We start from the raw sequence: 12,696 nt of genomic DNA, 5'->3' as shown, positions 1-12,696 counted from the left end.
CGATAGTTAGGCAACCCGCACAGGCTGGGCCACCAAGGCATCGGCCAGGCGACGGACAGCGGCCACCATGGCCACTTGGTCGTTCAATTGGTTAATGGCGGAACCAACCCCTACTCCACTGGCTCCAGCAGCGATCGCCATGGGAACGGTGACATCGGATAGGCCAGAAGCACATAGTACGGGGACATTAACGGCTCGACTGATAGCGTGGGCAGCGGCCAAAGTGGGAGCGGCTTTCTCAATCAAACCCAAAACTCCAGGGTGATGGGGTTCGGCACTGGTCCCCCCTTCAGTTTGGATGATGTCGGCTCCAGCGGCCACTAAAGCTTCGGCTAACTGTACCTGTTCGTCCAGAGCAAGGATGTGGGGCACGGTAACGGAGAGCAAAGTATGGGGCAACAATTGACGGGTGGCTTTGGTGAGGGCCAACACTTCCGGCCCTTCAAAACGACGACCCTGGGCGTAAAAACTGTCAAAGTTACCAATTTCCACCAAGTCAGCTCCGGCGGCCACCGCTTCGGCTAATAATTCTGCTTCCACCGCCGACACACAGATGGGCAAATCAATGGCGTGGCGCACCTGTTGGATCAATTGGCGATCGGCTGCAATGTCCACAAAAGTAGCTCCCCCAGCCTGGGCAGCCCGGGCCACGGCTAAAACATTGGCGCTATCGAAGTTATTTAAACCGCTAATTACCTTTAAGGCGGTACGATTTTCCAGGGCCTGGTGGAGTTGGGCAAGGTTTGCACTCATAGGATTACCAAAATGATTAATGCTAAATGGTAAGCCCCCCTAACCCTAACCGTTTGGGTCAGGCCAGGAAGACTCTCGGTGCCCAATCATAAAAGATGGGCTGTTGGTATCCATCTTACGTCTAACCCCTGCTATGGTTAAGCAAATTTTGTCTAAATCCTGGGGAGTGCCCCTGCTGTTGGCCATGGTGTGGCTTGGTAGCAACGGCCTTGATCGCCTGTGGCTAGGGATGGATCAAACGGTGCCAGCTTGGGACCAGAGTAACCACTTATCCTACGGCCTGGAATATTTGCAAGCCCTACGATCGCCGGAGTTTTTGAGCGGGGAATGGTGGCGGAGCTTTTGGATGTTGTCCCCCAAATATCCCCCTTTGACCTACATAGTCAATGCTCCTTTCCAGGGGCTAGGCGGCCCAGGTAGTGATCTGGCTTTACTGAGTAATTGGCTCTGGAGTGGCATTTTAATTCTCTCTGTGTACGGCTTGGGAAAAAAGCTCTTCAGCCGGGAAATTGGTCTGTGGGCAGTGGCCATCATGGTTTTGATTCCCCGTTTAATCCATAGTCGTTTGATTGTGTTGTTGGACAGTCCACTCCTGGCTTTTACCCTGTTGAGCTTTACCTGTCTGACCTATTGGAAAGAAGCTGAAGGTCGTCGTTCCCAATGGCTCTGGGCGATCGCCGCTGGAGTTGGGTTGGGACTGGGATTGCTCTCCAAACAAAGTATTATTTTCTATCTGTTTTTTCCCTTGGTGGGCTTGGGGCTGTGGAGCATTTGGACAAAGCAATGGCAACGGTTAGCCCAATTGCTAGTGGGTTTACTGGCAAGCATTCCCCTTTGGTATCCCTGGTATCGCACCAACTGGATTTATCTATTCAGCACCGCCCAAAATTCCAATGCCATCCCCGCCACTTTGGAGGGGGACCCTCCCGTCAATACCCTAGCCGCCTGGACTTACTACTGGCAGGATTTACCCAATGCCCTGTCCTGGGTCTGGTTAATACCGCCCTTGGTGGGGGTGATTTTGTCTTTGCTGAACCGTTTTCCTGCTTCATTGCAGATACCTAGTTGGCGGGAAGCGAAACCGGGGTTGCTGTGGCTGGGATATTACTACGGTGGCACTTATCTAATCTGCTCCGCCATTCAAAATAAGGATGACCGCTACATTTTGCCCTATTTGCCCATTGTGGCTATTTTTCTTGCCTTCGGTCTGACCCGTTGGTGTGGTCGTTGGTTGTGGGTGCGTTGGGGTACGTTGGCGATCACCATTTTGATTACCCTCGGCAACCTATTTCCCATTCCTGGTAGCAACGGCATTGTCCAAGCCCTCAACCCATCGGTGTTATTTCGTCCCGATTTCGTTTTGCCTGCCCCCAACACGGAAGTCATTACCGCTGCCATGGAAACCACCCCGGAGCAAAGAATTAATTTGGGTGTGATTCCCAACACCCCAGCTATTAATCCCAATACGGTGAATTATTATGGGGCGGCGGCGGATTTTCGGGCTTACGGTCGGGAATTGAGTCGTAACGGGGAAATTATTCAACAGGATCAGCAAAATTTTGACTGGTTCTTGACAAAAACTGGAGATAACTATTTAGCTGACCCAGTACAAGTGGAATTGGGAGAAACCATTGCCCAGAATGGTAATTTTACCGCTGTGCAAACCTGGCCTTTGCCCGATGGCAGTGAGTTGAACCTCTGGCACCGTCGCCAACCCAGGGTGGAGGTCAAACCCAGTCAAATTAATACTGAATTGCCGCAACTGACCAAAGTTGATTTACCCACCAGCGCCCCCCCCGGTCAACCCGTACCCATCACCTACCATTGGCAGGGCAATGGCGATCGCCTTAGTGAAGGGATTGTTTTGCTCACTTGGGAAAATGTTGCTGATCCTAAGCAAGTTTGGCTCCATGACCATGCCATTGGTTTGGGTGAATTGCTTCCTACCGACAATGGGCAAGCCGTTGAAGTAATTGAAAGGACAGCCATGGCGCCCCAGGCGGATCTACCTCCGGGGGATTACCGTTTAAAAGGGCAATGGCTAGATCCCAGCACTATGACGGCCCAACCCTTACCTTTACCAGACATTACCCTAACCTTAGCTGCCGATGCTCCAGCTTTGCCTGCTCCACCATTGGATTTTGTCAGCCAACTGTACCATTTAGCGCAAAATTTGCAGCAGGGCATTGCTGGGCTAGATCCAGTTTTTGCCCAGGTTGACCGGATTAATTTATACGATCCTCGCCACGACTATCTGCGGCAGGGGGATGCTAGTTGGACCTATCGCCTCAGCCAAAATCCCGTTGATGCTCTCCGTTTAACCTATGCCCAAGTTTTGGCCCGGGTATTGCAGGAAAATCCTCCCCAGGCGATCGCCGCTTTGCAATCTTTGGTCAAACTAGATCCCGAAAATCCCTACGCCCACGCTTATTTAGCCTTTGTTCATCTTTACGACTGGCAAGGATACCAGGGGGAACAGGCCCTCAAACCCGCCTTGGCCCTGGCTCCCGATAACCCTGAAATTAATGGCCTCCAGGCGATCGCCCTCTTTATGCAGGGAAAAATTTGGCCCGCCTGGCAAACGGTTGAGCAATCTGGGCTGCTCAATTAGTTACCCCGGTGACCCTTTAAAAAGGTTTGCAACGTTTAAGTTGCGCTTTAAGAAGTCGTCAACGAACGATCTACCTAACACCAGTGAGACAAAGATCCATGGGGCTATGGTTAATCCCGTGCTTCGGAAACTTACCTAGAACTTTTCAAACATTTTCCTAGAAAATCCCCATAAACATTATTAAAATAAAGGCCATGAAAAATGCTAAGGAAAAAGCAACAAATCCCAACCAAGGTTCATGGTTGATGCGGTCTAGATACTTGTTGACCTTTTCATCTTTATCTTCTGGGTGCCAAATCATCGGTTTCATGGTTTTATCCTCTTGGATAATAAAAAAACACATACTTAAGAATATTTAATTCTTAAGCTTTTTTACCCTAGCTACAAGGTATGAATGATTTCTTAGGAGAGATTGACAACATTAATCACTGCGCCATCACTTATGTAAGCCCCCGTTAAGTCTGCCTCGCTAAAATCTGTATTTGTTAGGTTGGCTTCGATCAAGTTCACACCGCGCAAATCTGCTCCCCGAAGACTAGCTTCAGACAAGTTCGCTTTTCGTAAGTCTGCCCCCCCTAGTTTTGCCCCCGATAGATCTGCATTGGTTAGATCTGCCCCCACTAAATTTGCACCACTAAGGTCTGCATTACTCAAATCAGCATAAATCAAACACACCTCCGTCATATTAGCTAAAGCAAGATTGGCGTTTTTTAAGGTTGCACTGTCAAGCTGTGCACGGGTTAAGTTTGCACCACCGAGGTCTACGAAAATTAGTTGTGCTCCGATTAGGCTTGCATTGGACAAACAGACTCTGACCAAGTTTATATGACTAAAATCCCTTTGTCCTTGCGCGTAACACCGAAGAATTTCCTGGGCATCCATAGTTTTCATCCTTTTCTACACAGCGACTTTTTTTGCTTTAAATCACACCGACTTTTTGCACTTAATTTTAAAAACACTCTTCTCCCATTGTAACTCAAATTTTATTTATGGCTAGATACAGAAACGTTGAATATCGATACAAAATTTAACATTTATTGCTGCAAAGTCTCGGGAGTAAATCGTACATTAAATTTACGAAAAAATAGCTGTAGGTATCAAGCACAATTTATTGCTATGTAAGGGCTTATTTCCAAAGAAAAATTAAAGAAAGTAGAGGAGAAACGAATTGGTTTTGGCGAATCCCTATGGTGGAGGAGTAGGATTTTAGTAGTTCCGATGAGTGGTCCAACCAATGCCGGAAATAGTCAGCGCCAGCCCTGTGCCAGTGATATGAGTGGTGCAGAGTGGATGAAAAAACTGATAGGGGCATTGGGTCGACTGTAGTGCTGACATTGGGCCACCTTTTTGGCCACTCCAGGCAGGAGCCCGTCCGCTAACTTTGCTGAAATTTTGCTTAATTTTGCGTCTTGATCTACGGGGATTTCAGACCGTTGCCGTTAAAATTAGGGCTAGTGATTAATTGTGACCCTGACTGGTAATCTATGCCTCCTCGTTGGCCCCGTAAACCCGACCGTAATGACCCTGCCTTTCGCCGTTTGGATGACCGGATGAATTTTGCTGTCCATGTGGCAGTATTTTTAGCGATTAACTCTGGCCTATGGTTTGTTCATAACTTAAACAAGGCCGATTGGTCTTGGTTGACACCTCTTTCGGGCATCTGGCTAGGGGGTTTGCTTTTGCACCTGTTGTACATTGCCGTTATTGCCGATTATTCCCCTGCCACTGGTAAGAGTTAAGGGCTTTAGCTAGACTGAACCAAATATTCCGGACTGTTAGTTTCTCAGCAATGGAATCTCAACTGCAATTCCCCATTTCCCCTAGCGAAGTTCTGTCCGAACTTTATGAGCAAGATCCCGCCCAATGGCTTGAGGTGACGGTGAGCTTATTTCGGCAAAATTCCCTGGCGGAGGTGGACTGGGTTCATTTGATTGAGGAGTTGGAGAGCTTGGGAAGACAGGATCGTAATCGAGTCGCCTATCTGTTGGAACAGTTAATTCGCCATTGTCTGCTATTGCAATACTGGCAGGAAGAACGGGGACGTAACGGCAACCATTGGCGGGCTGAGATTCAAAGTTTTCGCACCCAACTTCGTCGCTGTCTAACTACCACCTTGAAAAATTATCTGGAGGAAGAATTGCCCCAGATTTATCAAGGTGCCCTAGGCTATGTGCAAGAGAAAACCGGCCATGGTGTGGATTTTCCTCTAACCTGTCCCTATAGCCTGCAACAGTTACTAGAATCTTCTCCCCCCAATTAACCAAGGAAATAGCCACCATGAGTTATCGGATGGACCGCCACAGCTACGCCCACACCTTTGGTCCCACAGTGGGAGATAAGGTACGACTGGCGGATACGGAATTATTTATCGAAGTAGAACAGGATTACGCCACCTATGGCGATGAAGTGAAGTTTGGTGGCGGCAAGGTAATTCGGGATGGCATGGGGCAATCCCCTTTAAGCAGGGCAGAAGGGGCGGTGGATGTGGTGATCACCAATGCGTTGATTTTGGATTGGTGGGGCATTGTCAAAGCTGATGTGGGCATTAAGAACGGTCGCATTTACGCCATTGGTAAGGCAGGCAACCCCCATATCCAAGACAATGTTTCCATAATCATTGGCCCCAGCACCGAGGCGATCGCCGGGGAAGGAATGATTTTAACGGCGGGGGGAATTGACGCCCATGTGCATTTTATTTGCCCCCAACAGATTGAAACGGCCTTAGCGTCGGGCGTTACCACTCTGGTGGGGGGAGGCACCGGGCCGGCGGCGGGCACCAAGGCCACTACCTGCACTCCTGGGGCTTGGAATATTCACCGCATGTTACAGGCGGCCGATGGTTTTCCCATTAACTTGGGCTTTTTGGGTAAGGGCAATGGCAGTCAACCGGCTGCCTTAGCAGAACAAATCAAGGCCGGGGCGATCGGGCTCAAACTCCATGAAGATTGGGGCACCACCCCAGCGGCGATCGACAACTGTTTGGGCGTGGCTGAAGACTACGACGTCCAGGTGGCTATCCACACCGACACCCTCAACGAAGCGGGATTTGTGGAAACCACCATTGCCGCCCTGAAAAATCGAGTTATTCACACCTATCACACCGAAGGAGCCGGGGGAGGCCACGCACCGGACATTATCAAAATTTGTGGAGAATTGAACGTTCTCCCTTCCTCCACCAATCCCACCCGACCCTACACTATCAACACCCTGGAAGAACATCTAGACATGTTAATGGTGTGCCATCACCTGCACCGTAATATTCCCGAAGATGTGGCCTTTGCCGAGTCTCGAATCCGTCGGGAAACCATTGCGGCGGAGGATATTCTCCATGACCTGGGGGCCTTTAGCATCATTTCTTCCGATTCCCAAGCCATGGGCCGGGTGGGGGAAGTTATCTGTCGTACTTGGCAAACGGCCCACAAGATGAAAGTGCAACGGGGCCAATTACCGGGGGAAACAGGCAATAATGATAATCTTCGGGCCAAACGTTACGTGGCAAAATACACCATCAATCCTGCCATTACCCATGGCATTTCCGAGGAGATTGGTTCAGTGGAAGTGGGCAAGTTAGCGGATCTCTGCCTCTGGAGTCCCGCCTTTTTTGGGGTTAAACCCGAATTAGTTATTAAAGGCGGCATAGTCGCCTACGCCCAAATGGGGGATGCCAATGCTAGTATTCCCACGCCTCAGCCAGTACATATGCAGCCGATGTTTGCTAATTATGGTGGGGCGATCGCCGCCACAAGTGTGACCTTTGTTTCCCAAAAAGCGGCCAAAAAAGATATTGGCGAAAAATTGGGACTGAGCAAGCCGTTGGTGGCGGTGAAAAATATTCGCCAGTTAACCAAACGGGATCTGAAACTGAATAATTATTTGCCCCACATTGAAGTAGATCCAGAAACCTACGAAGTGCGAGCCGACGGAGAATTACTCACCTGTGAGCCAGCATCAGTGTTGCCCATGGCCCAACGTTACTTCTTATTTTAGTAACTTTTGGAGCTGTTTTTGGCCATCTACCAATCTGCTACGATGGCTTTAAATTAGCCCCCCTTAAACAATATTTTATTAACATTTTATAAACAAAGTTTCCAGGAAATATGGCTGTTGAACCCATTCCCCCAATCACGTTGCCCCCACTCCAAGACCCTGTGCAAGAGGGCGATTGGTTGCGTCAAGGATTACAACAATGGCTTAATCAAGAATTTATTCCCGAAGGAATTAATGCCACCATTGCGGAACGGGCCGCTCAAATTTTTGTGCGTCAACGATTGGAAGGGGAAAATGATTTAGGTTCCCTAGTGATTGCCATTGTGACTGAAATGCAGGCTTTTGATTTTCGGGAAAGTTTTTTTAGTGAATTTGCAGTGGCCAATGCTGTTAGTGATCTAATCTTAGAAAGTTTAGGCTATGAAACCTGTTGTGGCCAGTCTTAAATTGAGTACAATTTTAGGGTTTTCAACCATGTTTTCTAGAATAATTTACTGGGAAATTTAGTTAGAAGTTTTAGTAAATTTTTCGTATTATTAGTGAGCAAAGTACGGCGGTAAGTATCGGCGGCTTTTTTAATCGCTTCGGCCTGGGTGGGATAGGGATGGATCACCCCGGCTAATTTGCTTAAGCCAATTTTATTAACAATAGCCGTGGTAATTTCAGAAATCATTTCCCCGGCATGGGAGGCAACAATGGTAGCACCTAAAATTTCATCACTGTTGGCTACGTGGATAATTTTCAAAAATCCCTCTGTCTCGTCAGCGGCGATCGCCCGGTCAACCTGGGAAAAGGGAATTTTAATAATTTTATAGCCTATGTCTAAGGCCTCAGCCATAGTTTCATTTAATCCTACATGGGCAATTTCTGGGTCGGTGTAGGTTACCCAAGGCATGGTTAAACTGCTTAGTTTACTGCGTCCTAAACCGAAGGGAGAAAAGAGAGTATTTTTAATCACAATGCGGGCGGCGGCATCGGCGGCATGGGTGAATTTCCAGTCCATACAAATATCCCCGGCGGCATAAATTTGCGGGCTGGTAGTTTGCAAATAATCGTTGACTTTCACTCCTCGGCGATCAAATTTTACCCCCACAGCCTCTAAGTTTAATTCCTCCACATTAGGGGCTCGCCCTGCACCAACCAGAATTTCATCCACTACAATGGTGCCAGAATCGCCATTAGCCCTGTAATGCAAAACTTTACCCCGATCAGTTAATTCTGCCCGTTCCAATTTGGCGTTTAAAATTAGTTCAATGCCATCTTTGATTAAGGATTCCTGTACAATCGCCGCCGCTTCCGGATCTTCTTTGTTCAACAAATGACTACCCCGATGAAAGAGCGTAACTTGCGCCCCCAATCGTTGAAAAGCTTGGGCTAACTCACACCCAATCGGGCCACCTCCAATGACCCCTAGGCGATCGGGGCATGCCGTTAAGGAAAACACTGTTTCATTAGTTAAAAATCCGACTTCTTCTATGCCAGGAATGTTAGGTTTAACCGCTTTCGCTCCAGTGGCAATTATGGCTTTTTTGTAGTTAAGAATAGCCCCTCCCACCTCAATTTGATTATTACGAACAAAATGTCCTTCTCCAAGAAAAACATCAATGCCCAAATCCCGAAATCTTTGAGCAGAGTCATGGTGGCTAATGCCGGTCCTAATTTGACGCATTCTCGCCATCACAGCGGGAAAATCAATTTCAATGCTGTCTGGTTTTTTGATGCCTAAACTATTAGCATTATTCATTACTCCTACCACCCTTGCGGAGCTAATTAGGGCCTTAGAAGGAATGCAACCAAAGTTGAGACAATCGCCCCCCATCAAATGCTTTTCAATTAAAGCAACTTTAAGACCAATACCTAAACCCGCTGCCCCAGCAGCTACGACTAAACCAGCGGTGCCAGCTCCAATAACTACCAGGTCATATTGATCTTTAGGAGAAGGATTAATCCAGTCCGGAGGATGAACATGGGCTAGTAATTGTTGGTTGTATCTATCTTGGGGAGTAATGTCAATACTAGAGACAGTAGAATTATTCATAAGGATTAATTGTTTAATGAAAAATTATTTAGAATTGAATTAAATTTTGGAGTATTAATCTGAATCTTAAGTTGTTGATTTATGACAAATTCCTCAATGAGCTTAGAGCATATTTGGAAAGTTGGGTTTTGGCTGTTTAATCCCCCCTAGCCCCCCTTGAGAAGGGGGGAACTGCCGTAAAATTCTCCTTTTTAAGCCGGAGCTTTAGTGAGGAGATTTAGGGGGATAAATACCTAGTCTTGTAATTTTCAAACGCTTTCTTAGATAACGATGGATACGTGAATGTAAATGAAAAAACAAGCGAAATCCCTATCAATGGACACGGTAGAGAGAATAATCAAAAATTATCTATCCGGTATTTATCCTATTGATTAGCTTGGCGATCGCCTGAATAACAACAATAATTTTAAATCTTTTAAAAATGAACTGGCATTGTTGAATATTTCAGAAGTAATACGGCAATCAGCAATTCTAAGTTAAAGCAAATTTTCCCGTTCCCGTATGGCCAGGGCATGGGCTGGAAAATCCTCATAGTCCGCTAGGGTAGTGACCGTTTCCTTCACCCCAGCAAAACCTTCCTCCGTTAAATAAGCTAGGGTAGAACGCTTGAGGAAATCAAACACCGACACCGCCGAGTAGGAACGGGCAAAGCCTCCCGTGGGAAGCACCGCATTTACCCCAATGGCATAGGTAGCGGCTGAAGACGGAGTGTAATTGCCCAGCAAAATTTCCCCCGCATTGTCGATTTTGCCCACCAATTTGAGGGGGTCCGCCGTCAACACCTGCAAATGTTCCGGAGCGTAATCGTTAATGAAATCTAGGGAAGCTTGCAAACTATCAGTGAGCAAAATGCCGCCATAGGAACCCAGACCATCTTCACAAAACTTTTTGCGCCAGGGGGGGAGTTTTTCCAGGTATTCCCCTAAATAACCCAATGCCTTTTCCGCCAAACTTGCAGAGTGGGTCACCAACAGCGCCGCTGAGTCGGAGCCGTGTTCCGCTTCGATCAACAAATCCAACGCCGCCAGCTTGGGGTCAGTGGTTTCATCAGCTAAAACAATGGACTCACTGGGTCCTGCCGGTAAACCCACATCAACAATGCCGGACAGTAATCTTTTCGCCGCCGCACCGTAAATGCTGCAGGGGCCAATTAGCTTATCCACTTTGCTAACCGTTTTGGTGCCGTAGGCGATTGCCGCAAGGGCCTGGACACCACCCAATTTATAGACCTCATCCACTCCGGCCATGCGGGCAGTGACCAAGGAAACCGGCTCCACTTTTCCCTCTTTGTCAGGGGGAGTACAAACCACAATTTTCTTTACCCCTGCCACCCGGGCCGGCACCGCCAACATCAACATCATGGAAGGGAAAGCCCCCTTACCCCTGGGCACGTACAAACCCACCGTGGGCAGAGGCGTAATTTTTTCCCCCGCAAATACCCCCGGCTCAATTTCCGCTAGGTGCATGGGGGGAGGCATTTGCCCAGCATGAACCTTTTCAATATTGCGAAAAGCGTGTTCCACCGCCCGCCGTAGTTCAGGATCCACCAACTTTTCCGCTTCGGCAAATTCCGCTTCACTCACCCGCAAATTTTCCGCCGTGGCCCCAGCGAAGTCAAACTGACGGCTGTAATGCAAAACCCCCGCATCTCCCTCCATTTTTACCTGCTCAATAACTTCCTTGGCGATCGCCAGGGCTTGGTCAATGTTTTGTTCCGAGCGACGTTTGAGTTGGTTTAATTGTTGGGGGGTAAGGTGCGAGAGCTTAAGAATACGAGTCACAGATCCCTCTCCGATTGGGGGCAAGGGCGGCGAACCTACATACCGGGTAAATTCAAACCGCTGGTTAACTCTTCCATTTTAGAGCGCATGGTTTCCGTGGACTCAGCATAGGCCGCTTTCATCGCTTCGGTGACGGATGCCGATAGTCCTTCTGCTCCTTTTTCAAGGGCACTGGGATCAATTTCAATACTGAGGGGTTCTTGGTTGCCACTCATCAACACTGTCACCAATCCATCGGCACTTTTGCCAGGAATTTCCATTCTTTCCAGTTCTTCCTGGAGCACTTTGGCCCCTTCTTGAACCTGTTGGGCTTTTTGGAAAGCTTCCTGTAATTCCTTAATTTTACCGAGGCCGAATCCGAAACCTTTACCTTGTGCCATGGGAATTGATTTCTAAGTAGTTAAACAATAATTAGAGTTAAACAAGCAGCAAAGTCGCTGAGGTGCAAACAACGCCCTAGCGAAAGCCTGTCCGATTATATCCCACCGTCTCCGCCATCTTATTGGCGAACGGCGGGAGTGAAAGAAGCCCTCCACAGATGAGAGCTTCCCCCCACGGCGATCGCCAGCGTTATGCACCGAATGTGAAGCCCTAGGAAGCCAAGGCCACTTCTAACATTTCCTGCAGCTCACCATTTTGATAGAGCTCAATCATGATGTCAGAACCACCGACAAATTCACCATTGACGTAAACCTGGGGAATGGTGGGCCAATTGGAATATTCCTTAATACCCTGACGAATTTCCGCATCGGCCAGCACATCTAAAGTCTCAAACGGAATACCCAACATATTGAGAATTTGCACCACATTGTTGGAAAAACCACACTGGGGCATCAGCTTCGTGCCCTTCATAAAGACCATCACCTTATTGGCGGTGACCAACTGATCAATTCTTGCTTTCGTTTCCGGATTCATTCAGACAACTCCTCTTCAAGGACAAATTGGGATGTGGGCGAGTTTAACAACTTTAATGTTGTTTAAATATTGCCATTTTACCCCCCAACTCAAATTTATCTGAAAACAGGTCTAGGAATCCCCTGGCTTTAGCCGTTTTGGGGGATGTCAAAGAGCCAATTTTCGATGTAGGGGAAAAATCTAAGCAGTCTGCCGGGCCACGGCCCAGGCTTCTGGAGTAAAGGTTTTCAGCGCCAGGGCATGGATTGCCTCCGAAGCCAAAGCATCCTTGAGGGCACCATAGACCATTTGATGTTGTTTGACCCGGGACTGGCCGGTAAAGGCTGAAGATACCACCACGGCCTCCAGGTGATCCCCTCCCCCCAGGTCATTGACCATTACTTCGGCATCAGGTAGGGCGGCTTGGATTTGTTGTTTGACTTGATCAAGACTAATCATAGTTATTTATAGCAATAGGCCAAGGAATAGGGCCGATATAATCCCAGGGTAATTATTTAACCACTGTAGCTGAAAGGCTCAGCCCCCAACATAGCGGAGGGAATTTGGCCGTTCAACTGTTGTTTAACTGTCCCATGGCTCGTCCCCAAACCAGAGTAGTTAATCTAACTTAA

At 48.0% G+C, this 12,696-nt stretch carries 13 protein-coding genes; 5 read left to right on the top strand and 8 right to left on the bottom strand.

The window, feature by feature from the left end; all coding sequences use genetic code 11:
* Window positions 1-6 precede the first annotated feature (6 nt).
* Complete coding sequence (locus tag SYNPCCP_RS02645; protein WP_010871717.1) at window positions 7-753, bottom strand: DUF561 domain-containing protein; 747 nt, start codon at window positions 751-753, stop codon at window positions 7-9.
* 133 nt (window positions 754-886) lie between these two features.
* On the opposite strand from SYNPCCP_RS02645, the gene SYNPCCP_RS02640 reads away from it, so the two are divergent.
* On the top strand, window positions 887-3,364 hold the full coding sequence (locus tag SYNPCCP_RS02640) for a phospholipid carrier-dependent glycosyltransferase (protein ID WP_010871716.1): 2,478 nt from the start codon (window positions 887-889) through the stop codon (window positions 3,362-3,364).
* A 157-nt stretch (window positions 3,365-3,521) separates the two neighbouring features.
* On the opposite strand, the gene SYNPCCP_RS02635 is transcribed toward SYNPCCP_RS02640, so the two are convergent.
* Together SYNPCCP_RS02635 and SYNPCCP_RS02630 are read right to left on the bottom strand one after the other, a co-directional pair.
* Window positions 3,522-3,674, bottom strand: a complete 153-nt coding sequence (locus SYNPCCP_RS02635; protein WP_020861463.1) for a hypothetical protein — start codon at window positions 3,672-3,674, stop codon at window positions 3,522-3,524.
* Between the two features lie 92 nt (window positions 3,675-3,766).
* Window positions 3,767-4,255, bottom strand: coding sequence for a pentapeptide repeat-containing protein (locus tag SYNPCCP_RS02630; protein WP_010871714.1), 489 nt, complete (start codon window positions 4,253-4,255; stop codon window positions 3,767-3,769).
* A gap of 593 nt (window positions 4,256-4,848) precedes the next feature.
* Here SYNPCCP_RS02630 and SYNPCCP_RS02625 point away from each other — a divergent pair.
* The 4 genes from SYNPCCP_RS02625 (at window position 4,849) to SYNPCCP_RS02610 (ending at window position 7,797) form a co-directional block, all read left to right on the top strand.
* On the top strand, window positions 4,849-5,103 hold the full coding sequence (locus SYNPCCP_RS02625; protein ID WP_010871713.1) for a 2TM domain-containing protein: 255 nt from the start codon (window positions 4,849-4,851) through the stop codon (window positions 5,101-5,103).
* A 50-nt stretch (window positions 5,104-5,153) separates the two neighbouring features.
* Complete coding sequence (locus tag SYNPCCP_RS02620; protein ID WP_010871712.1) at window positions 5,154-5,624, top strand: DUF29 domain-containing protein; 471 nt, start codon at window positions 5,154-5,156, stop codon at window positions 5,622-5,624.
* A 17-nt stretch (window positions 5,625-5,641) separates the two neighbouring features.
* Window positions 5,642-7,351: an urease subunit alpha gene (ureC, locus tag SYNPCCP_RS02615; protein WP_010871711.1), complete on the top strand. Its 1,710-nt coding sequence runs from the start codon at window positions 5,642-5,644 to the stop codon at window positions 7,349-7,351.
* Between the two features lie 110 nt (window positions 7,352-7,461).
* Window positions 7,462-7,797 (top strand): hypothetical protein, encoded by a 336-nt coding sequence (locus SYNPCCP_RS02610; protein WP_010871710.1) that lies wholly within the window; start codon window positions 7,462-7,464, stop codon window positions 7,795-7,797.
* A gap of 35 nt (window positions 7,798-7,832) precedes the next feature.
* On the opposite strand, the gene SYNPCCP_RS02605 is transcribed toward SYNPCCP_RS02610, so the two are convergent.
* The 5 genes from SYNPCCP_RS02605 to SYNPCCP_RS02585 form a co-directional block, all read right to left on the bottom strand.
* A complete protein-coding gene (locus tag SYNPCCP_RS02605; protein WP_010871709.1) occupies window positions 7,833-9,389 on the bottom strand; it encodes a mercuric reductase in 1,557 nt (518 codons plus the stop codon).
* 476 nt (window positions 9,390-9,865) lie between these two features.
* Complete coding sequence (hisD, locus tag SYNPCCP_RS02600) at window positions 9,866-11,170, bottom strand: histidinol dehydrogenase (RefSeq protein WP_010871708.1); 1,305 nt, start codon at window positions 11,168-11,170, stop codon at window positions 9,866-9,868.
* A 35-nt stretch (window positions 11,171-11,205) separates the two neighbouring features.
* Complete coding sequence (locus SYNPCCP_RS02595) at window positions 11,206-11,550, bottom strand: YbaB/EbfC family nucleoid-associated protein (RefSeq protein ID WP_010871707.1); 345 nt, start codon at window positions 11,548-11,550, stop codon at window positions 11,206-11,208.
* A gap of 211 nt (window positions 11,551-11,761) precedes the next feature.
* Window positions 11,762-12,085, bottom strand: coding sequence for a Grx4 family monothiol glutaredoxin (gene grxD / locus SYNPCCP_RS02590; protein ID WP_010871706.1), 324 nt, complete (start codon window positions 12,083-12,085; stop codon window positions 11,762-11,764).
* A 180-nt stretch (window positions 12,086-12,265) separates the two neighbouring features.
* A complete protein-coding gene (locus SYNPCCP_RS02585) occupies window positions 12,266-12,523 on the bottom strand; it encodes a BolA family protein (RefSeq protein ID WP_010871705.1) in 258 nt (85 codons plus the stop codon).
* Window positions 12,524-12,696: the final 173 nt, after the last annotated feature.

This window comes from Synechocystis sp. PCC 6803 substr. PCC-P (assembly GCF_000284455.1).
Classification (GTDB): Bacteria; Cyanobacteriota; Cyanobacteriia; order Cyanobacteriales; family Microcystaceae; genus Synechocystis.
Note: the sequence above shows the minus strand (reverse complement) of the source record. Positions and strands in the feature narration are given on the sequence as shown.

What these genes read in the sequence shown, in the direction of transcription:
- SYNPCCP_RS02645 (WP_010871717.1), bottom strand. Translation starts at nt 753, where the DNA reads ATGAGTGCAAACCTTGCCCAACTCCACCAGGCCCTGGAAAATCGTACC.
- SYNPCCP_RS02605 (WP_010871709.1), bottom strand. Translation starts at nt 9,389, where the DNA reads ATGAATAATTCTACTGTCTCTAGTATTGACATTACTCCCCAAGATAGA.
- SYNPCCP_RS02610 (WP_010871710.1), top strand. Translation starts at nt 7,462, where the DNA reads ATGGCTGTTGAACCCATTCCCCCAATCACGTTGCCCCCACTCCAAGAC.
- SYNPCCP_RS02640 (WP_010871716.1), top strand. Translation starts at nt 887, where the DNA reads ATGGTTAAGCAAATTTTGTCTAAATCCTGGGGAGTGCCCCTGCTGTTG.
- SYNPCCP_RS02630 (WP_010871714.1), bottom strand. Translation starts at nt 4,255, where the DNA reads ATGAAAACTATGGATGCCCAGGAAATTCTTCGGTGTTACGCGCAAGGA.
- SYNPCCP_RS02635 (WP_020861463.1), bottom strand. Translation starts at nt 3,674, where the DNA reads ATGAAACCGATGATTTGGCACCCAGAAGATAAAGATGAAAAGGTCAAC.
- SYNPCCP_RS02585 (WP_010871705.1), bottom strand. Translation starts at nt 12,523, where the DNA reads ATGATTAGTCTTGATCAAGTCAAACAACAAATCCAAGCCGCCCTACCT.
- grxD (WP_010871706.1), bottom strand. Translation starts at nt 12,085, where the DNA reads ATGAATCCGGAAACGAAAGCAAGAATTGATCAGTTGGTCACCGCCAAT.
- ureC (WP_010871711.1), top strand. Translation starts at nt 5,642, where the DNA reads ATGAGTTATCGGATGGACCGCCACAGCTACGCCCACACCTTTGGTCCC.
- SYNPCCP_RS02595 (WP_010871707.1), bottom strand. Translation starts at nt 11,550, where the DNA reads ATGGCACAAGGTAAAGGTTTCGGATTCGGCCTCGGTAAAATTAAGGAA.
- SYNPCCP_RS02625 (WP_010871713.1), top strand. Translation starts at nt 4,849, where the DNA reads ATGCCTCCTCGTTGGCCCCGTAAACCCGACCGTAATGACCCTGCCTTT.
- SYNPCCP_RS02620 (WP_010871712.1), top strand. Translation starts at nt 5,154, where the DNA reads ATGGAATCTCAACTGCAATTCCCCATTTCCCCTAGCGAAGTTCTGTCC.